21 protein-coding genes and 1 tRNA gene are annotated in these 23,939 nt (G+C 72.2%); 8 read left to right on the forward strand and 14 right to left on the reverse strand.

The genetic code is table 11. The annotated features are described in order from the left end of the window. Positions 1 to 51 precede the first annotated feature (51 nt). From ACLQ20_RS18935 to ACLQ20_RS18945, 3 genes are all read right to left on the reverse strand, one after another. The gene (locus ACLQ20_RS18935; protein ID WP_151454348.1) at positions 52 to 1,047 is read right to left on the reverse strand and encodes an NlpC/P60 family protein; all 996 of its coding nucleotides are present in this window, start codon (positions 1,045 to 1,047) and stop codon (positions 52 to 54) included. Positions 1,048 to 1,191: 144 nt separating this feature from the next. Next, entirely contained in the window at positions 1,192 to 2,235 is a 1,044-nt protein-coding gene (locus ACLQ20_RS18940; RefSeq protein WP_358118872.1) for a hemolysin family protein, read from the reverse strand. Beyond that, complete coding sequence (locus ACLQ20_RS18945; protein ID WP_425857219.1) at positions 2,228 to 3,541, reverse strand: hemolysin family protein; 1,314 nt, start codon at positions 3,539 to 3,541, stop codon at positions 2,228 to 2,230. Before ACLQ20_RS18945 ends, ACLQ20_RS18940 begins: the two co-directional genes overlap by 8 nt. A 122-nt stretch (positions 3,542 to 3,663) precedes the next feature. Between ACLQ20_RS18945 and ACLQ20_RS18950 the strand changes: the two genes are divergently transcribed. Further along, positions 3,664 to 4,341 (forward strand): GOLPH3/VPS74 family protein, encoded by a 678-nt coding sequence (locus tag ACLQ20_RS18950; protein WP_151454346.1) that lies wholly within the window; start codon positions 3,664 to 3,666, stop codon positions 4,339 to 4,341. Positions 4,342 to 4,401: 60 nt separating this feature from the next. Here the strand turns inward: ACLQ20_RS18950 and ACLQ20_RS18955 are convergent, their stop codons facing one another. Next, positions 4,402 to 6,621, reverse strand: a complete 2,220-nt coding sequence (locus ACLQ20_RS18955) for a (Fe-S)-binding protein (protein ID WP_327030075.1) — start codon at positions 6,619 to 6,621, stop codon at positions 4,402 to 4,404. A 407-nt stretch (positions 6,622 to 7,028) separates the two neighbouring features. Next, complete coding sequence (locus ACLQ20_RS18960) at positions 7,029 to 7,292, reverse strand: cell division protein CrgA (RefSeq protein ID WP_151454344.1); 264 nt, start codon at positions 7,290 to 7,292, stop codon at positions 7,029 to 7,031. A gap of 227 nt (positions 7,293 to 7,519) precedes the next feature. Here ACLQ20_RS18960 and ACLQ20_RS18965 point away from each other — a divergent pair, with 227 nt between their 5' ends. The 4 genes from ACLQ20_RS18965 to ACLQ20_RS18980 all read left to right on the forward strand — a co-directional run bounded on the left by ACLQ20_RS18965 (position 7,520) and on the right by ACLQ20_RS18980 (position 11,391). Further along, entirely contained in the window at positions 7,520 to 8,326 is an 807-nt protein-coding gene (locus ACLQ20_RS18965) for a DUF881 domain-containing protein (protein WP_151454343.1), read from the forward strand. A gap of 1,130 nt (positions 8,327 to 9,456) precedes the next feature. Continuing rightward, positions 9,457 to 10,443 carry a class E sortase gene (locus tag ACLQ20_RS18970; protein ID WP_370518959.1) on the forward strand — a complete coding sequence of 329 codons (987 nt, stop codon included), beginning with the start codon at positions 9,457 to 9,459 and terminating at the stop codon, positions 10,441 to 10,443. A 2-nt stretch (positions 10,444 to 10,445) separates the two neighbouring features. Continuing rightward, entirely contained in the window at positions 10,446 to 10,733 is a 288-nt protein-coding gene (locus tag ACLQ20_RS18975; RefSeq protein ID WP_151455324.1) for a hypothetical protein, read from the forward strand. Between the two features lie 7 nt (positions 10,734 to 10,740). Next, positions 10,741 to 11,391 (forward strand): aminodeoxychorismate/anthranilate synthase component II, encoded by a 651-nt coding sequence (locus ACLQ20_RS18980; RefSeq protein WP_327030074.1) that lies wholly within the window; start codon positions 10,741 to 10,743, stop codon positions 11,389 to 11,391. Between the two features lie 21 nt (positions 11,392 to 11,412). On the opposite strand, the gene ACLQ20_RS18985 is transcribed toward ACLQ20_RS18980, so the two are convergent. The 9 genes from ACLQ20_RS18985 to ACLQ20_RS19025 form a co-directional block, all read right to left on the reverse strand. Further along, positions 11,413 to 11,757, reverse strand: a complete 345-nt coding sequence (locus ACLQ20_RS18985; RefSeq protein ID WP_327030073.1) for a hypothetical protein — start codon at positions 11,755 to 11,757, stop codon at positions 11,413 to 11,415. A gap of 91 nt (positions 11,758 to 11,848) precedes the next feature. Then, positions 11,849 to 12,640 (reverse strand): SanA/YdcF family protein, encoded by a 792-nt coding sequence (locus tag ACLQ20_RS18990; protein ID WP_425856951.1) that lies wholly within the window; start codon positions 12,638 to 12,640, stop codon positions 11,849 to 11,851. Between the two features lie 8 nt (positions 12,641 to 12,648). After that, positions 12,649 to 14,454: a Stk1 family PASTA domain-containing Ser/Thr kinase gene (pknB, locus tag ACLQ20_RS18995; protein WP_425856954.1), complete on the reverse strand. Its 1,806-nt coding sequence runs from the start codon at positions 14,452 to 14,454 to the stop codon at positions 12,649 to 12,651. Beyond that, positions 14,451 to 15,869, reverse strand: coding sequence for a protein kinase domain-containing protein (locus ACLQ20_RS19000; RefSeq protein WP_425856957.1), 1,419 nt, complete (start codon positions 15,867 to 15,869; stop codon positions 14,451 to 14,453). The genes pknB and ACLQ20_RS19000 overlap by 4 nt, the downstream gene beginning before the upstream one ends. Position 15,870: 1 nt before the next feature. Next, positions 15,871 to 17,376: a peptidoglycan D,D-transpeptidase FtsI family protein gene (locus ACLQ20_RS19005; protein ID WP_151455328.1), complete on the reverse strand. Its 1,506-nt coding sequence runs from the start codon at positions 17,374 to 17,376 to the stop codon at positions 15,871 to 15,873. Beyond that, a complete protein-coding gene (locus ACLQ20_RS19010) occupies positions 17,373 to 18,866 on the reverse strand; it encodes an FtsW/RodA/SpoVE family cell cycle protein (RefSeq protein WP_151455329.1) in 1,494 nt (497 codons plus the stop codon). Before ACLQ20_RS19010 ends, ACLQ20_RS19005 begins: the two co-directional genes overlap by 4 nt. Before the next feature lie 25 nt (positions 18,867 to 18,891). Next, a complete protein-coding gene (locus tag ACLQ20_RS19015; RefSeq protein ID WP_151455330.1) occupies positions 18,892 to 20,334 on the reverse strand; it encodes a PP2C family protein-serine/threonine phosphatase in 1,443 nt (480 codons plus the stop codon). Beyond that, on the reverse strand, positions 20,331 to 20,816 hold the full coding sequence (locus ACLQ20_RS19020) for an FHA domain-containing protein FhaB/FipA (protein WP_121397334.1): 486 nt from the start codon (positions 20,814 to 20,816) through the stop codon (positions 20,331 to 20,333). Before ACLQ20_RS19020 ends, ACLQ20_RS19015 begins: the two co-directional genes overlap by 4 nt. 6 nt (positions 20,817 to 20,822) lie before the next feature. Further along, positions 20,823 to 21,611, reverse strand: coding sequence for an FhaA domain-containing protein (locus ACLQ20_RS19025; protein WP_151455331.1), 789 nt, complete (start codon positions 21,609 to 21,611; stop codon positions 20,823 to 20,825). 226 nt (positions 21,612 to 21,837) lie between these two features. Between ACLQ20_RS19025 and ACLQ20_RS19030 the strand changes: the two genes are divergently transcribed. From ACLQ20_RS19030 to ACLQ20_RS19040, 3 genes are all read left to right on the forward strand, one after another. Then, positions 21,838 to 21,923 (forward strand) — tRNA-Leu (locus ACLQ20_RS19030). 66 nt (positions 21,924 to 21,989) lie between these two features. Then, entirely contained in the window at positions 21,990 to 23,105 is a 1,116-nt protein-coding gene (locus tag ACLQ20_RS19035; protein WP_425856963.1) for an NAD-dependent epimerase/dehydratase family protein, read from the forward strand. Beyond that, positions 23,102 to 23,908: a WecB/TagA/CpsF family glycosyltransferase gene (locus ACLQ20_RS19040; RefSeq protein WP_425856966.1), complete on the forward strand. Its 807-nt coding sequence runs from the start codon at positions 23,102 to 23,104 to the stop codon at positions 23,906 to 23,908. The genes ACLQ20_RS19035 and ACLQ20_RS19040 overlap by 4 nt, the downstream gene beginning before the upstream one ends. The last annotated feature ends 31 nt before the right edge of the window (positions 23,909 to 23,939 follow it).

Below are 23,939 nucleotides of genomic sequence, written 5' to 3' on the forward strand. Positions count from 1 at the left end.
GATCCGACCGGGGGCCCTCGTGTCGTTGCGGGTGCGGGACGAGCTGGCCCGTCAGGGCCGGCGGAACCCGGCCACCGGCATCGTGTTGATGCTGGAGACGTTTACCGGTTTGCCGGCCCGCGGCGCGTGCACCATCTTGTCGTTGCCGAGGTAGAGGCCGACGTGACTCAGGTCGGACTTGAAGAAGACCAGGTCACCCGGGCGCGCCTCGGAGCGTGGGATGGCCTTGCCCTCGTTCCACTGCGCACCCGTGAAGTGCGTCAGGTGGACCCCCGCCGCCTTGTAGGCGTACTGGGTGAGGCCGGAGCAGTCGAACGAGTTCGGGCCGGTGGCACCCCAGACGTACGGGTCGCCGACCTGCGCGCAGGCGGTCCGGATCGCGGTGCGGGCCTTCTCGCTGACCACCCCGTTGATGGTCGGGCACTTCTCCGTCTTGACCGTCGTCACCGGCATCGACGCCTCGAGCTTCTTGATGTCGGCGTCGATCTGCTTCTTCTTCGCGGCCAGGTCGTTCTGCTGCTTCGTCTGCGACACGATGAGCGTGTCGAGCTTCTGCTTCTCCGTGTCGTACTTCTGGCGGACCCGGGTCACGCCCTCGAGCTGCTTGCGCTCCTGCGCGGCCAGCCGGTCCAGCAGCGTCAGCTGCTCGGTCAGCGTGTCGGGCTTGGCGCTGACCAGCAGCGCGCCGATGTCGTGGGACGGGCCGGAGATGTAGTAACGGGAGGCGAGATCGCCGACCCGGTCCATCGCCAGCTCGCTCTCCAGCGCTAACGGCTGGATCTTCTTCTGCAGGTCCTCCGACTTCTTGCGGTTGACCTTCAGCTGCGCCCGCACCTTGTTGTACTGCTCGATGGTGGGCTCGAGCTGCTCCCACTTCTGGTCGATCGCGGCCTCGATCTCGTCGACCGAGGGCTCGGCGTGGGCGGGCGCGGCCAGCATGCCGGCGCCGACCGCCGCCGCGGCGACCAGGGTGAGCAGACGGTGGGCGACCCTGCGCAGGCCACCCGGACGAGCAGACCGTCCCGGTGCGTGACGATGAGGGGGCATGGTTGCCACCGGCACCGACTCCTTTTGCAACCCGGCCGCTTGGCGCCTCGCGCGAGGGAAGAGGGGCGAGACAGACGACCCACAGCGGCCGGTGCCCAACATTAGGGAAGGCCGGCAGCGGAATCAAGGCGATCGAGGGCCACTTCACGCCTGCGCAACCGCTTGCGTACCAAGGGTGTCGGCCCGCCTGCCGACGATCGCAGTCAATACGTCGTCGAGCGTGACCACCCCGAGGGGGCGGCGACCGTCGCTGACCAGCACCATGTGCCGCCGCTCCCGGCGCATCGACAGCAACAGGTCGGCGAGCGTACGGTCCGGCGGCACCACCGCCAACGGCCGGTAGACGTCCGCCGGCACGGGGGCCCGCCGGCTCGCGCCCGCGTACCCGAGCACGTCCTTGACGTGCACGAAGCCGAGCACCCGGCGGGTGTGTCGCTGCACCACCGGGAAGCGGGACCGCCCCGTCAGGGTGGCCAGCACCTCCAGCGAGGCGGGCGAGACGTCCTCGGCCACCGTGGTCACCGTGGACCACGGTTGCAGGGCGTCGGCGGCCGTCCGGCTGTGCAACGCGAGCGCGCCCGTGATCCGGGCGTGCTCCTCCGCGTCGAGCAGCCCCTCCGTACGCGCCTGCGACACCAGCCCGGCCAGCTCCTCGGCGGTGAAGACCGTCTTCACGGCTTCTGTCGCCTCGACCCGCCACAGTCCCAGCACCCGGCGCGACGCCCACTTCATCGCCACCAGCAGCGGCTTGGTGGCCAGGCAGAACGCCAGCATCGCCGGCCCCAGCCAGAGCGCCGACGGCTCCGGCCCGGCCAGGGTGATGTTCTTCGGCACCATCTCGCCGACCACGGTGTGCAGGAAGACCACCACCCCGAGGGCGAGTACGAAGGCCACCGGGTGGACCACCCCCTCCGGCAGCCGCGCCGCGCGGAACGCAGGCTCCAGCAGGTGCGCGAGGGCGGGCTCGGCGATCGCGCCCAGCCCCAGCGAGCAGATGGTGATGCCGAGCTGCGCCCCGGCGATCATGAGCGGGATCTGGTTCATCGCCGACAACGCCCAGCGGGCCCGCTTCGAGCCGGCCGCCAACGGCTCGACCACCGTGCGCCGGGACGCGATCAGCGCGAACTCGCTGCCCACGAAGAACGCGTTGCCGAGCAGCAGCGCGACGGTGACCAGCAGCTCAGGCATCGCCGTCCGGCTCCTCGGGACGGAGCACCCGGACCTGCTCGATCCGGTGCCGCTCGACCTCCACGACGGTGAACTCGAAGCCCGACTCGTCGACCGTCTCGCCCGCGAGCGGAATGTGCCCCAGCCGGGCCATCAGGAACCCGGCGAGCGTCTCGTACGGCCCCTCGGGCAGCCGGAAGCCGGTCTGCTCCGCCAGCTCGTCGGAGCGCAGCACCCCGTCGACGAGGACCGTCCGCTCCCCGCCCGGCACCCTCAGCCCGACCGCGCCGGCGTCGTCCACCGCGGCCGGGTCGAACTCGTCGGCGATCTCCCCGACCAGCTCCTCCACGAGGTCCTCCGTGGTGACCACGCCGTCGGTGCCGCCGTACTCGTCGACGACGATGGCGAGGTCGGCACCCGCGCTGCCGAGTGCGGCCAGTACGCCGTCGAGGTCCAGGCTCTCCGGCACGTACACCGGTTCGCGGGCCACCGACCCGACCGTTGTCGAGCCGCGCAGGGCCAGCGGCACGCCCAGCGCGTCCGGCACCCCGGCGACGCCGGTCACCAGGTCGAGGGTCTCCTCGTACACCGGGAACCGGGTCCGCCCGGTCCGGCGGGACAGCGCCAGCAGCTCCGCCACGGTGGCGGTGGCCCGCAGCGCGACCACGTCGACCCGCGGGGTCATCGCCTCGGCGGCCCGCTTGTCGCCGAACCGGATGGTCCGGCGCAGCAGCATGGCGGTGTCCGGCGGCAGCGCCCCGGCCCGCGCCGAGATGGCCGCCAGCAGCCCCAGCTCCTCCGGCGAGCGGGCGCTGGCCAGCTCCTCCTGCGGCTCCACGCCCAGCAGCCGGACCAGGCGGTTCGCCGAGTCGTTCAGCGCCCGGATCAGCCAGCCGAAGGCGCGGGAGAAGGCGCGCATCGGGCCGGCGGTCGCGAGGGCGGTGGGCATCGGCCGGGCCAGCGCGAGGTTCTTCGGCACCAGTTCGCCGAAGAGCATGGAGAGCAGGGTGGCCAGGGCCAAGGCGAGGAACGGGGTGAACCGGCTGGCGGCGTCCCCGGCGACCGGCCGCAGCAGCGGGGTGAAGAGGCGGGCCAGGGCGGGCTCGGCCAGGTAGCCCGTGAGCAGCGCGGTGAGGGTGATGCCGAGCTGCGCCCCGGAGAGCTGGAAGGAGAGCTCCCGCAGCGCCCGGCGTACGGTCGCGGCCCGGTTGTCACCCGCGGTCGCCCGCCGCTCGATCTCGGGGCGGTCCACCGTGACCAGGGCGAACTCGGCCGCGACGAAGAACGCGTTGCCGCCGGTCAGCAGCACGAAGCCGACCAGGGGCAGCAGCGTGGTCAGCAGCAGGCCATCGATGGTCGTCTCACCTCGGCGAAATTCTCGCACGGGCGGCGGCCCCGGTCACGGGCGGAAGATCTGCCGGGCTCGCCGGCCCCGGCTACCGTCGGTGCATGGCCCCGCTCACGCTCGCCCACGAACTCGCCCTGCTCGGCTACGACGACGCGGGCGTCAACCAGCTCGGCCGGCCCACGCTCGACTACGGCCTGGCCGGCGCCCTGCTGCTGGAGCTGACGCTCGCCGGTCGGGTCGAGGTCGCCGACGACCGGCTCGTGGTGACCGATCCGACCCCCGTCGGGCAGCGGCAGCTCGACGACGCGCTGACCCGGATCGCCACCGAGCCGAAGCGGCGCAAGCCGAAGGACTGGGTCAGCCGGCTCGCCAAGGACCTGCCCGAGCAGGTGCTGGACGGGCTGGTCACCGCCGGTGTGCTGCGCCGCGACTCGGACAAGGTGCTGTGGATCTTTCCGCGTACCCGCTATCCGTCCACCACCGGCGCGGAGCCGGCGGTGGAGACGCAGGCCCGGCAGCGGATGGTCGCCGCCGTGGCCGCGGACGGCCCGGTGGACGGGCGGACGGCCGCGCTCATCGGCCTCGTCCGGGCCGTCGGCCTGGACCGCAAGCTCTTCGCGGAGCTGCCGAAGGAGCACGTCAAGCGCCGGCTGACCGAGATCGCCGCCGGGGACTGGGCGTCCGCCGCCACGAAGAAGGCCATCGAGGAGATCCAGGCGGTCATCCTGATCACGACCACCACGGCCGTCACCACCACGATCATCACCACGACCTCCTGAACGACGACGGCGGCGGCACCGGAGGGTGCCGCCGCCGTCGGGCGTCGCAGGGGGTACGCGTCAGCCGGCCGCCGGCGCCCGCTCGGTGTCGCCCGGCGCCTGCTCGGGCTTGACCGAGCGGAGCAGCACGCTGGCCACGTCGACGACCTCGACCTGCTCGCCGGCGCCCTTGCCGTTCACCCCGTCGTTGAGCATCGTCGAGCAGAACGGGCAGCCGACGGCGACCGTCTTCGCCCCGGTGGACATGGCCTCCTCGACCCGGTCCACGTTGATCCGCTTGCCGATCTTCTCCTCCATCCACATCCGGGCGCCGCCGGCGCCGCAGCAGAAGGAGCGCTCGCTGTTGCGCGGCATCTCGATGAGGCCGCCGTCGCCGCTCGCGCCGTCCCCGCCGGCGATGGCGCTGCCGAGCACCTCACGCGGCGGGGCGAAGACCCGGTTGTGCCGGCCCAGGTAGCAGGGGTCGTGGTAGGTCACGCCACCGTCGACCGGCTGCACCGGGGTGAGCTTGCCGGTGGCGACCAGGTGCGCCAGGAGCTGGGTGTGGTGGACCACCTCGAACTCGCCGCCGAGCTGGCCGTACTCGTTGCCGAGGGTGTTGAAGCAGTGCGGGCAGGTCGCGACGATCTTCCGCTTGCTCTTCTCCCGGCCCTCGAACGCCTCGTTGAGGGTCTCGACGTTCTGCTGGGCGAGCATCTGGAAGACGAACTCGTTGCCGATGCGGCGGGCCGGGTCGCCGGAGCAGGTCTCGCCCTCGCCGAGGATCGCGAACTTCACGCCCGCCTCGTTGAGCAGCGTGGCGACCGCCCGGGTGGTCTTCTTGGCCCGGTCCTCGAACGCGCCGGCGCAGCCGACCCAGAAGAGGTACTCGAAGTCGTCGACCTCGCCGACCCGCGGCACCTCGAAGTCCAGGCCCTTGGTCCAGTCCTCGCGGGTGTTCTGCGGGGCGCCCCACGGGTTGCCCTTGTTCTCCAGGTTGCGCAGCATCACGCCGGCCTCCGACGGGAAGCTCGACTCGATGAGCACCTGGTAGCGGCGCATGTCGACGATGTGGTCGACGTGCTCGATGTCGACCGGGCACTGCTCGACGCAGGCACCGCAGGTGGTGCAGGACCAGAGCACGTCCGGGTCGATGATGCCGCCTTCCTCGGCGGTGCCGATCAGCGGCTTCTCGGCCTCGGCGAGCGCGAGGACGTCCATGTGGGCGAGCTGGGCGGCGGTGGCCTTCTCCTCGCCGGTCAGGTCCTTGCCGCCGCCGGCCAGCAGGTACGGCGCCTTCGCGTACGCGTGGTCGCGCAGGCTGAGCACCAGCAGCTTCGGGGACAGCGGCTTGCCGGTGTTCCAGGCCGGGCACTGCGACTGGCAGCGGCCGCACTCGGTGCAGGTGCTGAAGTCCAGCAGGCCCTTCCAGGTGAACTGCTCGACCTGGGCGACCCCGAACTGGTCCTTCTCGGGGTCGGCCTCCTCGAAGTCCAGCGGCTTGCCCTGGCTCGTCATGGGGCGCAGGGCGCCGAGGCCGGAGACGTTGGCGCCCGGGTCACGCTTGAAGAAGATGTTGAAGAAGGCCAGGAAGCGGTGCCAGGCAACGCCCATGGTGACGTTCAGCGAGATCACGATGAGCCAGGTCATCGAGATGACGATCTTGATCAGTGCGGCGACGCTGACGCCGGCCGCCCAGTTCGGCAGCACCCCGCCGACGGCGTGGCTGAGCGGGGCGGCCCAGACCGGGTACTCGAAGTGGTCGGTGGCGACCTTGAAGCCCCGGATGACGAAGCCCATGATCAGTACGGCGAGGATGATGCCCTCGACGAAGTAGCCCTGCCACATGGTCGAGCCGGTGAACCGGGACTTCCCGCCCGGCCGGGTGGGCCGGTTGCGGAGCCGGATCGCGATCAGCACCAGGATGCTGACGATGCCCAGGATCGCGAGCCACTCGGTGACCAGCCCGTAGATCGCCCAGTTGCCGACCAGCGGCAGCCCGCCGGTCGGGGAGACGACCTCGAAGTACGCCTCCAGCACCAGCAGCGACAGCACGATGAAGCCGACCATCACGAACCAGTGCGCCGCACCCACCACGCTCCAGCGGAGCATGCGGGTGTGGCCGGCGGTCTCGGCCAGCATCGTCTTCGTGCGGGTGCCCGGGTCACCGAAGCGGGTCGGGTCCGGCTGACCCAGCCGGATGACGGCCACCATCTTCATGACCGCGCGTACCGCAAGCCACACCGCCACGGCGGTGATGGCGAACGCGAGGATCGTGGTGACGATCTGGACGCTGCCCATCGAGTTGGCCTCCCGGTCTGCTGCCTGTCGAGCGGCTCGGCGACCGGGGCCCGGGTCAGGGCACGACCGGCGAGCAACAGCTGCCGCACCCTCGACCGGACCGGTCGATGACCTCGCTCCGCTCGGTCATGCAGTGCAGCCTACGCGCAAGGTTACCCAGGAGTAACGTGAGTCATCTCGCACCGGGCCGCGCCGCCCTGCGCACACCTTAGGGCGAAGACACCCCAACCGCCGGGTAGGGGTTCCACCGAGTGACATGGATTGCCACCCACCGGCCGGGGCCGGACGGCGTCGACGGCAGGGCTGACCGCGCCCGGACGACCCCGCCGCCGGTCCGGCGGCGGGGGTGCGGCGCTCAGCGCCGACGAGTGAGCGGGACGCTCAGCGCCGGCAGGTGAGCGGGACGCTCAGCGCCAGCGGGAGAGCAGGATCAGGGAGGCGACCATCGCGCCGAAGCCCACCGCGAGGTTCCAGTAACCCCACGACATGACCGGGTACTCCTGCTCGGAGAGGTAGTAGATCACCAGCCAGCCGATGCCGAAGACGATGAGGGCGACCGCCGAGACCGGGAGCCACACCGGGCTAGGCTTGCGCGTCGCCGCCGTCGCCGTCGGACGGACGTCCGTCGGCGGGGTGTACACCTTCTTCTTGCGAACCTGAGACTTGGGCACGACGCTCTCCAGAGGGGTTACGACCTCGTCCGGCCTGACAACCGGGCGCGGGGGCGACGGTCCATGGCCAATAATGTTCGACAGCTAGCGTAGTCCCGAAGGCCCGTCCAATCCACGAATGGGGCGAGGCCAGTGCACGGAGTGACCGAAAAAGGCGGGACTGTTCGGGTCGCCGCGGCGGCTCGCGCCTCCGCGGGCTGAACCAGACGACGGGGAAGGAACGCTCGGTGGAGTACACATCCGGCGCGGCCTCCTGGCAGAAGGTGCTCCGGCGGGCGGTCGCCGGGCTGCTGCCTCGACGCCCGCGGCAGCGACGACCGGGCTGGTCGATCGGGGTGCCGCTGATCGCCGCCGCGGCCGGGCTGCTCTTCACCACCACGGCGACCACCGCGGGCGGCACCGCCCTGCGCGAGGACCGCCGCCCCCAGCTCAACCAGTTGATCGAGGACCGGCGCGCGGAGGTGGCGGCCAGCGAGCGGCGGGCGTCCGACCTGCGCGCCGAGGTCGAGGGCCGCACCAGCGCCCTGGCCAGCTCCGACGGGCCGATCAGGGAACAGCAGGACCGGGCCGCCGCCAGCCGGGCGGACGCCGGCTTCACCGCGCTCGCCGGCTCCGGGGTGACGGTGGAACTCGACGACGCGCCCCGGCGCAACGACGGCACGCTGCCCGCCGGGGCCACCAACGACGACCTGGTCGTCCACCAGGGAGACGTGCAGGCGGTGGTGAACGCCCTCTGGGCGGGTGGCGCCGAGGCCATGTCCATCATGAACGTCCGCGTGCTGTCGACCAGCGCGGTACGCTGCGTGGGTAACACCCTGCTGCTGCACGGCCGGGTGTACTCCCCACCATTCAAGATCGTAGCAATCGGCGACCCCGCTGCCCTGCAGCAGGCCCTCGCCGACTCACAGGGAGTCCGGTTGTTCAGGGACCTGGTCGACGACTACAAGCTCGGTTACAAGGAGACCGTCTCCTCGGTGACCGTGCCGGCGTTCGAGGACTCGACCACGCTGCGCTCGGCGACGGTGCCCAGGTGAACCGCGTACCGGACGACCGGCCCGAGGACCGCGACGGCCGTCACCGCGACCAGGACGACGGGCCGACCGCCTTCCTGCCCAAGGTCGACCGGCCAGGGCCCGCCCCGGCCCGCCCGACCCCGGCCGGCGCCTGGCCGGAGCCCACGCTCCCGCCCCGCTCCCCGGCTCCCCGTCCGCCCCACGGGCCCGACCCGGCCGCCGGCGACGCTCGCGCGCCTGCCGGCCCCTCCGCCGGATGGTCTCGCGCCACGCCCGACCCGACCCGCCCGGCACCGGAGCCCGGCCGTCCCGCGAACCTCGGCCATTTCCCGCCGAGCGCCGACCCGACCCGCTCCGCCGGCAGCCCCGCCCGGCCCACCGAGCCCGGCCGTCCCGGTCCGGCGGACCACGGCCGTCCCTGGCCCGCCAACTTCGGGCGGCCCGGCTCCGCCGACTCCGACCGGCGCGGCCCTGTCGACCCCGGTCGCCCCGGTCCTGCCGAGCCCGGCCGCCCCGGTCCTGCCGAGCCTGGCCGCTCCGGTCCTGCCGACTTCGGCCGCGAGGAGACCACGGACTTCGGCCGCCTTGGGCCCGCCGAATCCGACCGGCGCGGGTCCGGCTTCGACCGGCATGGGTCCGGCTTCGACCGGCATGGGTCCGGCTTCGACCGGCGCGGGTCCGGCGACCTCGGCCGCCCAGCGCCTTCGCGCTACGACCGGCTCGCTGACCTCGGCCACTCCCGGCCCGCTGACTTCGACCGCTCCCGGCCCGCCGATGCCGATCGTTCCCGGCCCGCCGACTTCGATCGGCGTGGAGGCGGCGACTTCGACCGGCCCGACCCTGCCGACTTCGGTCGGCCGGGGCCCGCCGACCGTCGGCCGGAGCCCGCCGACCTCCGCCATGTCAGCCCGACCGATTCCGGCCCGTCCGCCCGGGCCGGTGCCGGCGGGTCGCCGCCGTGGCCCGGTGCCGGCCCGGTCCGGCCGGCCACCCCACCGCACCCCGCGTCGCCGTCCGACGATCTCCGGCTGCCGGGCGCCACCGGGGCCACCGGTCCCGGCGGCGACCGCTCCGTCCGTCCGCCGGTCGATCGGGCCGCCGCCAGGGAAGGCCGGCCGGCCGCCGACGCGCCGACCGCCTTCATCCCGAAGGTGGGCGCGTCGGCCAACGGCCCGTCGACCCCGGTCTCCCCGGCCGGCCCGGGCCGCGACGTCGATCCCGGGGCCACCGCCCTGATCCCGGCCGTCTCCGGGCGTACGCCGACCGCCCCGGCCGCGCTCGTCGAGTCGACCGCCCTGATGGGCGCGGTGCCGCGTCCTCCGAAGACGGACGAGCCGGAGGGCTCCGACACTCCCGCCGAGCAGCCTCGGCCACGCCGGGGCGAGCGGGTGGTCCAGTTGCGCCCGGAGCAGACCGGTGAGGGCTACAAGAGCGTCTACTCGGAGCTCACCCGGCCGTCGCTGGGCTCCCGGCTGCGTACCGGCATCCGGGTCAGCGGCGAACTGCTGATCACCTTCGGCCTGGTGGTGCTGCTCTTCGCCGGCTACGAGGTCTGGGGCAAGTCCGCGATCGTCGACGCGCACCAGAACGACCTCAGCCAGCAACTGGCGCAGGCCTGGGGCCCCGAGGGCGACCCGACTGTGGCACCGTCCGCCAGCGCGTCCGCCAAGCCGAAGCCGCCCGTGCAGGGCAAGCCCATCGCCGGGCTCTACATCCCCAAGCTCGACAAGAACTGGGTCGTCGTCGAGGGTGTCACCCAGAAGGACATCCGGTACGCGCCGGGCCACTACCCCTCCAGCGCCCTGCCGGGCCAGGTCGGCAACTTCTCCGTCGCCGGGCACCGCAACCGGGCCACCTTCTGGCGGCTCGACGAGCTGAACGACGGGGACGCCATCGTGGTGGAGGGCAAGACCGACTGGCACGTCTACAAGGTGACCCAGAGCCGGATCGTCAAGCCCACCCAGGTCGAGGTCGTGGCGCCCGTGCCGGGCAAGCCCGGGCAGAAGCCGACCAGGTCGATGCTCACCCTGACCACCTGCAACCCGAAGTTCGACAACTACCAACGCCTGATCATCCACGCCGAGCTGACGCGCAGTCAGCCGAAGTCGGCGGGGCGCCCGGCGGAACTGGGGGCCTGACGGTGTACGGCTGGATCTGGCGCAAGCTCCCCTTCGGGCTGCCCGGCAAGCTCGTCGGCAGCCTGCTGATCACCAGCGCGATGGTGGCCCTGCTCTGGTACGTGGTGTTCCCGTGGGCCGAGCCCCTGCTGCCCTTCGACGACGTGCAGGTCACCCAGGACGCCGGCGATCCCGGCGGCGACTCGGTGCCGGGCGGCGGGGAGAGCGGCGACGCCCCGCCCGGCGACGAGCACGAGTTGCCGTACGACACCGACCAGAACAACACCCCGCCTGCCTCCCCGGACGAGTGAGCCCCTGATGCGTGTCCTGGTGATCGACAACTACGACTCGTTCGTCTTCAACATCGTGCAGTACCTGGGCCAGCTCGGCGTGGACTGCGACGTCCGGCGCAACGACGAGATCGAGGTCGCCGAGGTGGGCAGGGTCGGCGCGGCCGGCGTCCTGCTCTCGCCCGGCCCCGGCAGCCCCGACCGCGCCGGCATCTGCCTCGACGTCATCCGCGCGTACGGGGGCGAGCTGCCGATCTTCGGTGTCTGCCTGGGTCACCAGGCGATCGGTGAGGCATTCGGCGCCACGGTGACCCGCGCCCCCGAGTTGCTGCACGGCAAGACCTCCGAGGTGCGCCACCACGGCACCGGGGTGCTCGCCGGTCTGCCGGACCCGTTCACCGCCACCCGCTACCACTCGCTCGCCGTGCTGCCCGAGACGCTGCCCGAGGAGCTGGAGGTCACCGGCTGGACGGGTTCCGGGGTGGTGATGGCGATGCGGCACCGTACGCTGCCGATCGAGGGTGTCCAGTTCCACCCGGAGTCGGTGCTGACCGAGGGCGGTCACCTGATGCTGGCGAACTGGCTCGCCGCCTGCGGTCACCCGGAGGCGCTGGAGCGGGCCCCGGCGCTGGCCGCCGAGGTGGACGCGCGCCGCCGCGCAGCCTTCGCCACCGCCTGACGGGCGGCCTCTGTCGGATCGTCAGTACTCGTCGTCATCCTGTCGACGGGCGCGCGCGGTCAGGAGTGTGACGGCCAGGACCGTCACCGAGACGACGCCGACGGCCTGACCGATCCGGCCGATGCGCTTCGCGTTGCAGGTCCGGTGCGCCTTCTCCCAGTAGTCCCCGTCCGAGGGGCCTGCCCATAAGTCCAGGTCGAGCCTCAACGCGTTGCCGCAGCTCTTCTGTTCGTGGTCCCCCGGCCCGAGGATGTGGACCGGTAGGGCCAGCAGGAGCACCACCACGGCGCTCCCGAGCCAGGCGACCCGGGTCGGCGTCACCCAGGTGTCGAATCTCGATCTGCCCCGCTCGGTCCCGGCCTTCATCCGGCGATGGTAGAACATCCGATCGCCGCCCCCGGCAAGTCACTCAGCTCGATGCCAGAGGGCCTTCCTGTTACGCCCGCCCACCGCGCGGTCAGCCCGTCAGCGCATCCGCCACGCCGGAGTTCACGGGCGAGCGGACGGCGGGCGGCCTGCCCCGGACCGCGTCCCATGCCGCCTTGCCGCTGGCGAAGTAGTCGCGGACGCCCTTGCCGACGAGCAGGACGGGTCCGCAGCCGGAACAGCGGGCGGTCACCCCGTCGACGTCGAGGCCGAGGTGCCGGCACAGCGTCACCGCGCGGGACAGGTGGTAGGACTGGGTCACGATCAGGGCCCGTTCGACGCCGTACACGTCGCGCGCCCGGGCGCAGGTGTCGTAGGTGTCCAGGCCGAACGGGTCGGCCACGACGCGGCGAGGATCGACGCCGAGCCGCTCGGCCAGGTGGGCGGTCATCGCCGCCGGCTCGTCGCCGGACGTGCCGCCCCCGTCGCCCGACACGAGGACCACCCGGGCCCGCCCGCTCTTCACGAGAGCGGCGGCGGTCTCCAGGCGGCCGGCGAGGCGGTCACCCGGCTGACGGCGGTCCGCCGCCACCGCCGTACCCAGGACGATCACGACGTCGGCGGCGGGCGCGTCGGCCTCGCCGTACAGGTGGCCGCGGGCGGCGGTCGTCGTCCAGAGCCAGGGGAGGCTGGCCAGGAGCAGCGCAACCAGGCCCAGGATCGCCGCGCGGATCAGGCGCCGTCGCCACCGGCTCGAACGATCCGCCGCACCGGTCGCCGGCCGCCCGTCGTCGATCGGCGGAGGGCGCCGCCCGGCGGCGTCGGCAGGGCCCTGACCGGCGGCGTCCGCAGGGTGCCGCCCAGCAGGGTCCTCCGCGCTCAAGAGCGGGGTCAGCGCTCGGGCAGGCGGATCGGCGGGGTGGTCGGCAGCGGGAAGCCCCCGCCGCCGCCGTCACCGGGGGTGGTCGGCGTGACGCTGGGCGTCGGGCTCGCCGAGTCGGTGGGCGTCGGCTCGGCCTGCGGCACGGTGACCACGATCGTCACGGTCTTGCCCCTGGCGAGGTTGCTCCCGGCCGGCGGGGTCTGCGAGGTCACCTGGCCGGCCTCCTCCGGCGGCACCTCGCGGCCCCGCTTGACGTCGACCCGGTAGCCCGCCTCGTCCAGCTCCTCCTCGGCGTCGTCCTCGCTGGAGCCGACCACGTTGGGCACCTTGCCGACGTTGCCCTTGGAGACGGTGAGCGTGACCGTGCTCTTCGCGGCGACCTGCTTGCCCTCCCCGGGCGACACATCGAGGACGATACCCGCCTTCTCGGCGTCGTCCCTCTCCTTCTTTTCCACCTTGAAGCCGGCCGCCTCCAGCCGGTTCTTTGCGCCCTCGTAGGTGGAGCCGACGAGGTCCGACGGGATGGCCTTCATCTCCACGCCGCCGCAGACCCGGACGACGACATCGCGGTTCGCCTCCAGGGATGAGTTGGCGGGCGGGTCCTGGTTGACGACCTGGCCCTTCTGGCAGGTGCCGAAGACCGGGTCGCCCTCCTTGGGCACCAGGTTGGCCTGCTCGATCCGGGCGAACGCCTCCTGCTGGGTCAGGCCGGTCACCGTGGGGACCGTGGCCAGGTCGTCGCCGTCGCGCTGGCTCAGCAGGGCGGCGGCGAGGGCGATCACCGCGAGGACGCCCACCGCCGCGAACGTCGCGATCAGCCAGGAGGACGCCTTCCGACGGCGCGGGTCGCCGACCCGGGCCGGCATCTGCCGGGTCTGCGGGGCGCCGGGGGCGCCCGCGTAGCCGGCGGCGGCCGGAGCGAGCTGCGTCGTCTCCTCCTGCGGCAGCACCGGGGTCGCCATCACCGGGCGGCCGGCGGCCGCGCGGAGCAGGTCGGCCCGCATCTCGCCGGCGCTCTGGTAGCGGTTGAGCGGGTTCTTCGACAGCGCCTTGAGCACGATCGCGTCGACCGCGGGATTCACGTCCGGGTTGATGTCGCTCGGCGTCGGAGGCGTCTCCCGCACGTGCTGGTACGCCACGCTGACCGGGCTGTCGCCGACGAACGGGGGATGCCCGCAGACCAGCTCGAAGAGCACGCAGCCGCCGGCGTAGACGTCGGAGCGGGCGTCGACCGCCTCGCCGCGCGCCTGCTCGGGCGAGAGGTACTGCGCCGTACCGATGACCGCGCTCGTCTGGGTCATGGTGGTGGCGCCGCTGGCCAGCGCCCGCGCGATGCCGAAGTCCATCACCTTGACCTGGCCGGTCTGGGTGAGCATCACGTTGCCGGGCTTGATGTCGCGGTGGATGATGCCGTGCCGGTGGCTGAACTCCAGGGCCGCGCACATGTCGGCGCAGATCTCCAGCGCCCGGCGCGGCTGGAGCCGTCCCTCGACGCCCAGCACCTCCTTGAGGGTCCGCCCGTTGACGAACTCCATCACGATGAACGGCAGCGTCTCGCCGGTCGGCGCGGTCTCCTCGCCGGTGTCGTAGACGGCGACGATCGCCGGGTGGTTGAGGGACGCGGCGTTCTGCGCCTCCCGGCGGAACCGCATCTGGAAGGTGGCGTCCCGGGCGAGGTCGGTCCGGAGCATCTTGATCGCGACGTCCCGACCGAGCCGGAGATCACGACCGCGGTGCACCTCGGCCATGCCGCCGTAGCCGAGCAGCTCGCCGACCTGGTACCTGCCACCGAGCAGGCGGGCCTGCGCTGTCATCGCGTCTGTCGTCCTTCGCTCGTCGTCTCGTCGCTGCCCGACCGGGGCAGTTCCTGTCGACGGTACGACGTTCCGGTCGGATCGTCGCGTCCGTCGGGCCACAGCGCGCCGGACGTCACCGTCGGCGGAGTGCCCGCGCTCGACTTCGTGCCTTCCCGCACCTGGTAGGAAATCACGCCGGAGCAGACGAGGACCAGCACGGCCACGACGATGGCGAGGAAGACCATCCCGGGCCGGGACCGCTGCCCGCCCGGCTGGTGCGCCGGCGGGACGGCGTGTCCCGCGTACGGCATCGGCCGGGCCTGCGGCACTGGCGCCGCGCCGCGCGGGTAGCCCGTCGGCGCCATCTGCGGGTGCTGGACGGGCGCGGCGGGCGCGACCGAGGTGGGACGGTGGGGCGCGGCGGCCGGCCGGGTGTTCGCCACGGGCGGCCGGTGGGCCGCCATGGGCGGACGAGGCGGCTGCGCGGCGACGTTCGGCTGCCGGTGCGGCGGCGACACCGGCGGACGCGGCGGCGGCACCTGGGCGCGGCCGGGCGGGCCGGCCGGCGACGCCGGAGCGGCGGAGATGGGCTGACCTGCCGCCCGGGCCTGCTGGGAGAGCTGGGCCTTGAGCTGACGGGCGACCCCCGCCAGCGTGGCGGCGCTCGGCCAGCGTGCCGCCGGGTCCTTCGCCAGGGCCCGCTCGACCACCGCCCGGACCTGCGGCGGAATGTCCGCCGGCAGCGGACGGGGCGTCTCCCGCACGTGCCGCATGGCGATGTCGAGGGGATTGTCGCCCTCGAAGGGGCGTCGGCCGGCGAGGCACTGGTAGGCCACCACACCGAGCGCGTAGACGTCGGACGCGGGCGTGGCGACCCCGCCGGTGGCCTGCTCCGGGGAGATGTACGAGGCCGTGCCGAGCACCGAGCCGGCGGCGGTGAGCTGGGCGACCAGCTCCGACCGGGCGATGCCGAAGTCGGTGAGCACCAGGGTGCCGTTGGGCCGGACCAGCAGGTTTCCGGGCTTCACGTCCCGGTGCACGATGCCCTTCACGTGCGCCGCGTGGAGCGCGTCAGCCGCCTGGGCGACGAGCGCCATCGTGCGGGCCGGGGTGAGCCGGCCGACCCGGGCCAGGGTGGCCGACAGCGCGTCGCCCTCGACGTACTCCATGACCAGGAAGGCGATCTGCTGGTCGTTGCCGAAGTCGTAGACGTCGACCACGCCGGGGTGGTTGATCGTGGCCATGGTGCGGGCCTCGCCCCGGAAGCGCTCGGCGAAGTCGGGGTCGTCGAGCAGCGCGGGGAGCAGGCTCTTGACGGCGACCGTACGGCCGAGCACCTGGTCGGTGCCGCGCCAGACGTCACCCATGCCACCGCTGGCGATCCGCTCGTCCAGGCGGTAACGGTTGCCGAGCTGCACCCCGGGGCTCAGCATGTCAGCGGCCCCCGGGGTCGGCGATGGCGGCGCGCATGATCTGCCCGGCGATCCGGGCCGCCTCGGCGCTGCCGCCGGGGCCGGCCTGCTCCAGCATCACGCAGACCGCCGAGACCGGCGTGCCGTTCTTGTCCAGGGCGAAGCCGATGAACCAGCCGTGGTCGGGCCGGTCGGGCGCCGACTGGGCGGTGCCGGTCTTGCCGCCGACCGTGTAGCCCCTGAGCTGTGCGTTCGTGCCGGAGCCGTTCTCGACCACGCTGACCATCATGTCCCGCAGGTCTTTGGCGACCTGGCCGCTGACCGGCTGCCGCAGCTCCCGGGGCTTCGCGGTGTAGTAGCTGGTGGTGCGGTCCGGGGCGAGCAGCTGGCGGACCAGGTACGGCCGCATCTGGCTGCCACCGTTGGCGACGGACGCGGCGATCAGGGCGCCCTGGAGCGGGGTCATCCGCACGTCGCGCTGCCCGATGGAGGACTGGGCCAGCGCGGCCGGGTCGGCCCCGCCGTCGGCGTTCTCCATGCTGCCGGTCCGGCTCGCCGCCACCGGGTGGCCGGCCTCGTTGAGGTGGCCGACGGTGAGGTCCTCCTGCTCGAAGCCGAACTGCCGGGCCTTCTCCTTGATCTTGTCGGCGCCGAGCCGGACGCCCATCTGCGCGAAGCCCGTGTTGCACGACTCGGTCACCGCGTTGATCAGGGTGACCTCGTCCTCGGGGCAGATCGACGGGGCCGCGTTGCGGATCGGTGTGCCCGAGGTCGGCGGGGTCCAGCTGGCCCCTGCCGGGATCCTCGTCTGCTGACCCACGCCGCTTTCCAGCGCCGCGGCGGCCACCACGATCTTGAAGGTGGAGCCCGGGGGCAGCACCTCGCCGAGAGCCCGGTTCTTCAGCGGGCCCGCCGGGTCCTGCTCCAGCTTGTTGTACGCGGCCGTGGCCTCGTTGGTGCTGTGGCTGACCAGCGGGTTCGGGTCGAAGCTGGGCATCGAGACCAGCGCCTGCACCGCCCCCGTACGCGGGTCGACGGCGATCGCCGCGCCCTTGGCCGCGTCGACCCGGTTGTTGCGCAGCTGCTCGAACGCGGTGTTCTGGGCGCCCTTGGAGACCGTCAGCAGGACGTTGCCGCCGCCGGACTGGTCACCGGTGAACATGTCCTTGACCCGGTTGGCGATCAGCGCGTCGCTGGTGCCGGCCAGGAAGTCGTTCTCGAACTTCTCGATGCCGGTCTCGGCGAGATTGACCGGCTTGTAGCCGAGGATGTGGGCGTACCTCGCCCCACCGGGGTAGCTGCGCTGGAACTTCAGCTCGCCGTCGGTCTCCTTGCTGAGCGCGAAGGCGGTGCCGCCGGCCTCGATGTTGCCGCGCTTGCGCTCGTACTCGGCGACCTGGACCCGACCGTTGTAGTCGCTGGTGCGGTACTCGTCGGCCTTGTAGGCCTGGATCCAGTTCAGGTTCGCGAAGAGCAGGCCGAAGAGAACCATGACGACGACGCCGACGCGGCGCAGGGGTGCGTTCACGGCCTGATCACCTCCGTGGGGGCACCGTGCAGCTGCTCCGGCGGACCGCCGGACGGTCGGGCCGCCTTGCCGCCACCGCCGGCGACGGGGCGGCGGGCACCGTCGGAGATCCGGAGCAGGGCCGCGATGAGCAGCCAGTTCGCCATCAGCGAGGAACCGCCGGCGGAGAGGAACGGGGTGGTCTGCCCGGTCAACGGGATGAGCTTGCTGATCCCGCCGACGATCACGAAGACCTGGAGCCCGAGAGTGAAGGCAAGGCCGCCGGCCAGCAGCTTGCCGAACGAGTCCCGGACTGCCAGCGCCGCGCGCAGCCCTCGCTCGACGATCAGCAGGTAGACCACGAGCAGGGCGGAGAGGCCGAAGAGGCCGATCTCCTCGCCGATGCCCGCGAAGATGAAGTCGTTCTGCACCTCGGGCAGCAGGCCGGGCTGGCCGCCACCGGGACCCGCGCCGAACAGGCCGCCCGTGCCGAGCGCGAGCAGGCCCTGCACGAGCTGGTAGCCGTCGTTGTAGGGGTCGGCGAACGGGTCCAGCCAGATCTGCGCGCGCAGGTAGAAGTTGGCGAACGGCCCGCCGACCACGTCGCCGAGCACGTACGCCAGGTAGACGCCGCCGAAGAACAGCACCAGACCGATGAGCAGCCAGCTGACCCGTTCCGTGGCGATGTAGAGCGTCACCACGAACATGCCGAAGTAGAGCAGAGAGGTGCCCAGGTCCTTCTCGAAGACGAGGACCAGGACACTGACCAGCCAGACCGCGACCACCGGACCGAGGTCCCGCCCGCGCGGGAAGTCGATGCCGAGGAACCGGCGGCTCGCCAGCGACAACACCTCGCGCTTGCGCACCAGGTAGTAGGCGAAGAAGACCAGCAGGGCCAGCTTCGCGAACTCGCCCGGCTGGATGGAGAAGCTGTCGCCGAACTTGATCCACAGCTTCGCGCCGTTGATCTCGGAGAACCGGCTGGGCAGCACCGCCGGGATCATCACCAGCACGATGCCGGCCAGCCCCAGCGTGTACGCGTAGCGTGACACCGAGCGGTGGTCCCGCATGATGGTGAGCAGCCCGGCGGCGAGGATGACCGAGACGAGCGTCCAGGCGAGCTGCCGGCCGCCCGTGCCGGCGAAGATGGCCAGGTCCTCCCGCTCGGTCGGTGCCGCCTTGCCCAGGTCGATCCGGCGCAGGAAGCCGACCCCGATCCCGTTGAGCAGGGCGACCGCCGGCAGCAGGGCCGGGTCGGCGAAGGGCGCCAGGAACCGGATCACCAGGTGCAGGCCGAGGAACACGGCGGTGAGCGCGGCGGCCGGCATCCAGAAGTCGGCCGTGACGGTGTCGAGCACCTTCGCCTCGACCATCGCCCCGTACGCGGCCACCAGCACCATGGCGACCAGCAGCAACGACAGCTCGGCGTTGCGCCGGGACCGGGCCAGGCGTACGCCGGGCTGCTCGCCCGTGGTGGCGGGCGAGGATGCCGGAATGGCCGCTGCGGTCACGGAACGTCCTCGGATCGAGCCGCGCCTACTCCGGCGACCGGCACGCGGCGGGGTCGAGCGCCGGCGAGTCGGTGTCGGAGGGCGGGGCGTCGGGCGTGGTGGTCGGCGCAGCCGGCGTGCTCGGCCGGCCGCTGACCGGGGCGCTCGCACTCGCGCTGACGGTCGGAGCGGGCGACACCGGGACGGAGGTCGGCGTCGGGACGGTGGTGACGGCCGCGGCGCTCGGACTCGGGCTCGGCGGGCAGATCGGCTTCAGGTTCGGGTTCATCGGGTCGTCGCTGGTCAGCTCGGCCAGTCGACGCTCGGCGTCGGGCTCGCTCTTGGCCGGGATGCCCTGCTTGACCTGCTCCTGGGCGGCCAGCGTCAGGTCCTCCAGGTCCGCTGGGCTCTTGGAGTGCACGGTCGACAGGTTCATCCCGGCGATCTCGCCCTGGATGCCCCGGAACACCGCGACCTGGCCGTTCTCGGTCGCCCCGACGTAGTACTGCCGCTGGGTGTAGCTCCAGCCGCCGAAGACCGCGCCGCCGACGAGGACCAGCAACGCCACCGAGATCGCGGCGGCCCGCACCGGCCGACGCCTCGGGCGCTCCGACTCGTCGTCGGCGCCGGCCGTCGGTTCCTCGGGAACGGGCGGGCGCGGCGCGGAGAGGGCGGACGCGCGGGCGGCCGGCGTGGACACGTCGGCGGAGGTCGCCATGCCCCGGTCCCGGGCGGCGGCGCCGCCGACGATCGGGCTCGCCTCGACGATGTCCTGGTCGGTGGCGTCGGCAATGATCACCGTGATGTTGTCCGGGCCGCCGCCGCGCAGGGCGAGCTGCACCAGCCGCTCCACGCACTGCTGCGGGTCGGTGTATTCGCGCATCGTCTCGCCGATGGTGTCGGCGCTGACCACACCCGAGAGGCCGTCGCTGCAGATCAGGTAGCGGTCGCCGGGGAGCACCTGACGGACGCTGTATTCCGGGTCGATGTCGCGGCCGTCGAGCGCCCGGGTGAGCAGCGAGCGCTGGGGGTGGCTGCTCGCCTCCTCGGCGCTGATCCGGCCCTCGTCGACGAGCATCTGGACGTACGTGTCGTCCTTGGTGATCTGCGCGAACTCACCGTTGCGCAGGAGATAGGCCCGCGAGTCACCGATGTGGACCATGCCCAGCTTGCTGCCGGAGAAGAGGGTCGCGGTGAGCGTGGTGCCCATCCCCTCCAGCTGAGGGTTGGCGTCCACGGTGTCGCGGAGCTGCTGGTTGGCGGTGCCCACGGCCGAACGCAGCGCGTCGACGAGGGCGTCACCTGGGACGTCCTCGTCGAGCGGCGCCATGGCACCGATGACGATGTTGCTGGCGACGTCACCGGCGGCCATGCCGCCCATGCCGTCGGCGACGGCGAGAAGCCGCGGCCCGGCGTAGACGGAATCCTGATTACCGTCTCGGATCAGACCGCGGTCGCTGTGGGCCGCATAGCGCAGGGTCAGAGTCATGGCCGTAATTCGAGAGAAGTGCGGCCGATCCGGATCGGCACGCCGAGGGGGACGGGGGTTGGTCCGGTGACCTTAGCGCGATCCAGGTACGTGCCGTTAGTCGAGCCGAGGTCCTCGACGAACCACTGGCCGTCGCGCGGCACCAGACGGGCGTGCCGCGCCGAGGCGTAGTCGTCGGTGATGACGAGGGTGGAATCCTCCGCCCGGCCGATGGTGATCTGCGCTTCGCCGAGGGTGATCCGGGTCCCGGCCAGTTGGCCGGCGGTTACCACGAGCTGGTGGGCCGCCCTGCCCCGCTTCGCCTTCGTCGGTTTCGCCGCCTGCCCGAGCGAGGCGCCGACGGCCCGGGGGGCGGCCACCAGCCGGCCCGACCGGGCGCCCGCGAACAGGTCCCGGCGGATCACGCCGACCACCGTGAACACGAAGATCCACAGCAGGATGAGGAACCCGAACCGGGCGACGGTGATGACGAGCTCCGGCAAGGCGGGTCAGCCGTCCACGCGGAAGGTCAGCGTCGTGGTGCCGAGCTGGATCATGTCGCCGGGATTGAGCGCGACGGCGGAGACCCGCTGGCCGTTGACCATGGTGCCGTTGGTCGACCCCAGGTCGGTCAGCACGACCTGACCACCGTCGAAGTCCAGCCGGGCGTGTCGCCGCGAGATCCCGACGTCGGGCAGGCGCAGGTTGGCCTGGTCGCCGCGGCCGATCACGGTCGAGCCCACCTGGAGGGGGTAGGTGCGTCCGTCGCCGGAGACCAGCCGCACGTTGCGGCCGCCGCCGTGGCCGGGCGGAGGACCGTAGCCGCCGCCCTGGTCGTAGGCCGGGTAGGCGGGCGGGCCCGCGTCGTAGCCGGGCGCCGAGACCGGGGCGACCTCGCCGCCGGTGTAGACCTCGGCGGTGACCCGGAACATCCCGGTGTCCAGCCCCTCGCCGCGTTCGATCTCGACGATCACGTCGCCGTAGACCGTCCAGGCCTGCTCGCCGATGAACTCCGCCTGCGACTGGGCCAGCTCCTGGGCCAGCGCGGCGGCGTACGGCGCCAGACGACTGTGGTCGTAGGGCGAGAGATCGATCACGTAGCGGTTGGGCACCAACGTGCGCCCACCGGCCAGGATCGCCTTGTGCGCCTCGGCCTCCCGCTGCATGGCGTTGAGGATCTCCACGGGGTGGACCACCCCTTTGAAGACCTTGGCGAAGGCCCCCTCGACCAGGCCTTCCAGACGCTTCTCGAAGCGTTGCAGCACGCTCACCGGCTCCTCCTCGGGTCCCGAGGACATGATGGTATCCGGCCGGCGCGCGCGCAGCTCACACGCCGCTCGGCCGTCTGACGGCGGCCCGTTCGGACGGGCCGATAATGCCGTGCTACTCTTTCGTCCGCCACGAACGGTAACCGCTCCTCGGACGGTAACCGATCGTCACAACGACCACGGACCGGCTAGGATGTCCGAGGCCCGCTGGAGACAGCAGGTCCGGCACAGACTACAGTGTTCGAGGTCAAGCCACGGGGAAGTGGCGGAATGGCAGACGCGCACGGTTCAGGTCCGTGTGCCCGAAAGGGCGTGGGGGTTCAACTCCCCCCTTCCCCACCAATACGCGAGGGCTCCGCAGCGATGCGGGGCCCTCGCGCCGTATCGGGGCGTGCCGTACGTCACGCTATGCTCCGATGGTTTCTGCCTCCGATGGACCAGGAGTGGCGTGTGAGTGTCGCGTTCGTGACCGGGTCGGGCGGTCTGATCGGCTCCGAGGCGGTCCGGCACTTCGCCGGCCTCGGTCTCGAGGTCGTCGGCATCGACAACGACATGCGGCAGGAGTTCTTCGGCGCGGAGGCGTCCACCGCGTGGAACGTCCGCCGGCTGACCGACGAGCTGGGGTCCGCGTACTCGCACCACAGCATCGACATCCGCGACCGGGCCGCGCTGGCCAAGCTGTTCAAGCGGTACGCCACCGACGTCGCCGTGGTGATCCACACCGCCGCTCAGCCGTCGCACGACTGGGCGGTGCGCGACCCGTTCACCGACTTCGACGTGAACGCCGCCGGCACGCTCAACGTCCTGCAGAACGTGCGGGAGCACTGCATCGAGGCGCCGCTCATCCACTGCTCCACCAACAAGGTCTACGGGGACCGGCCGAACAGCCTGCCGCTGGTCGAGCTGGAGACCCGCTGGGAGATCGAGCCGGGGCACGCGTACGAGCAGGGCATCCGCGAGGACATGTCCATCGACGCCTGCCTGCACTCGATCTTCGGCGCCTCCAAGGTGGCGGCCGACGTCATGGTGCAGGAGTACGGCCGCTACTTCGACATGCGGACGGCCTGCTTCCGGGGCGGGACGCTGACCGGCCCGGCGCACTCCGCGACGGAGCTGCACGGCTTCCTCGGCTACGTGATGCGCGCCAACATGGAGCGCCGCACCTACAAGATCTTCGGCTACCAGGGCAAGCAGGTCCGCGACGCCATCCACAGCTCGGACGTGGTCAGCGCGTTCGAGGCGTTCTTCCGCAACCCGCGCTCGGCGGCGGTCTACAACCTCGGCGGCGGCCGGCACTCGAACACCTCCAACCGTGAGGCGTTCGCGCTCGCCGAGCAGATCACCGGCCAGGAGATGGTCACCGAGTACGTCGAGGCCAACCGGATCGGCGACCACAAGTGGTGGATCGGCTCGAACGAGGCCTTCCAGGCCGACTACCCCGAGTGGAAGCAGGTCTACGACGTGCCCATGATCATGCGCGAGATCTACGAGGCCAACGTGGACAAGTGGGTGCCGGGGGCATGACCGGCAGGGGCAAGCGGAACGTCCTCGGGGTCCTGGTCGACGCCACCGACTACGCCGAGGCGACCGAGCAGGTGGTGGCCGCCGCGCAGGAACGCCGCCCGCTGGCGCTGACGGCGCTGGCCGTGCACGGCGTGATGACCGGGGTGCTCGACCCGGCGCACAACGCCCGGCTGAACTCCTTCGACGTGGTCACCCCCGACGGCCAGCCGGTGCGCTGGGCGCTCAACCTGCTGCACGGCGCGGGGCTGACCGACCGGGTCTACGGCCCGAACCTGACCCTGCACGTGCTCGCCCGGTTCGCCGACGAAGGGCTGCCGGTCTACCTCTACGGGTCGACCGAGGAGACCCTGGCCAGGCTGATCCCGGCGCTGGAGCGGATGTTCCCGGCGCTGAAGATCGCCGGGGTGGAGCCGTCGAAGTTCCGGGCGGTGCAGCCGGGCGAGGACGTGGAGATCGCCGACCGGATCCGGTCCAGCGGGGCCCGGCTCGTGCTGGTCGGACTCGGCTGCCCGCGCCAGGAGGTCTTCACGTACGCCATGCGACCGCTGCTGGACATGCCGCTGATGGCGGTCGGGGCGGCCTTCGACTACCACGCCGGCCTGCTGCGCCAGCCCCCGCCGTGGATGCAGCGGGCGGGCCTGGAGTGGTTCTGGCGTCTCGGTCTGGAGCCGAAGCGCCTCTGGAAGCGCTACGTGATCCTCAACCCGGCCTACCTGACCCGGCTCGCCGGGCAGAAGACGGGGCTGTGGAAGGCGAAGGCGCCGGCCCCGGCCACGGAGCGTCCCGCCAGCTTCTCGGTCTGACCGCCTTCTCGGTGTAAGAAAGGGCCCCTTC

The organism is Micromonospora sp. DT46, from assembly GCF_049841735.1.
Taxonomy (GTDB): Bacteria; Actinomycetota; Actinomycetes; order Mycobacteriales; family Micromonosporaceae; genus Micromonospora; species Micromonospora reichwaldensis.

Excerpts from the sequence above, each read along its gene's own strand:
- ACLQ20_RS18980 (WP_327030074.1), top strand. The coding sequence starts at position 10,741 with ATGCGTGTCCTGGTGATCGACAACTACGACTCGTTCGTCTTCAACATC.
- ACLQ20_RS19025 (WP_151455331.1), bottom strand. The coding sequence starts at position 21,611 with ATGTCCTCGGGACCCGAGGAGGAGCCGGTGAGCGTGCTGCAACGCTTC.
- ACLQ20_RS18950 (WP_151454346.1), top strand. The coding sequence starts at position 3,664 with ATGGCCCCGCTCACGCTCGCCCACGAACTCGCCCTGCTCGGCTACGAC.
- ACLQ20_RS19035 (WP_425856963.1), top strand. The coding sequence starts at position 21,990 with ATGCTCCGATGGTTTCTGCCTCCGATGGACCAGGAGTGGCGTGTGAGT.
- pknB (WP_425856954.1), bottom strand. The coding sequence starts at position 14,454 with ATGACAGCGCAGGCCCGCCTGCTCGGTGGCAGGTACCAGGTCGGCGAG.
- ACLQ20_RS19040 (WP_425856966.1), top strand. The coding sequence starts at position 23,102 with ATGACCGGCAGGGGCAAGCGGAACGTCCTCGGGGTCCTGGTCGACGCC.
- ACLQ20_RS18955 (WP_327030075.1), bottom strand. The coding sequence starts at position 6,621 with ATGGGCAGCGTCCAGATCGTCACCACGATCCTCGCGTTCGCCATCACC.
- ACLQ20_RS18985 (WP_327030073.1), bottom strand. The coding sequence starts at position 11,757 with ATGAAGGCCGGGACCGAGCGGGGCAGATCGAGATTCGACACCTGGGTG.
- ACLQ20_RS19000 (WP_425856957.1), bottom strand. The coding sequence starts at position 15,869 with ATGCTGAGCCCCGGGGTGCAGCTCGGCAACCGTTACCGCCTGGACGAG.
- ACLQ20_RS18935 (WP_151454348.1), bottom strand. The coding sequence starts at position 1,047 with ATGCCCCCTCATCGTCACGCACCGGGACGGTCTGCTCGTCCGGGTGGC.
- ACLQ20_RS18940 (WP_358118872.1), bottom strand. The coding sequence starts at position 2,235 with ATGCCTGAGCTGCTGGTCACCGTCGCGCTGCTGCTCGGCAACGCGTTC.
- ACLQ20_RS19015 (WP_151455330.1), bottom strand. The coding sequence starts at position 20,334 with ATGACTCTGACCCTGCGCTATGCGGCCCACAGCGACCGCGGTCTGATC.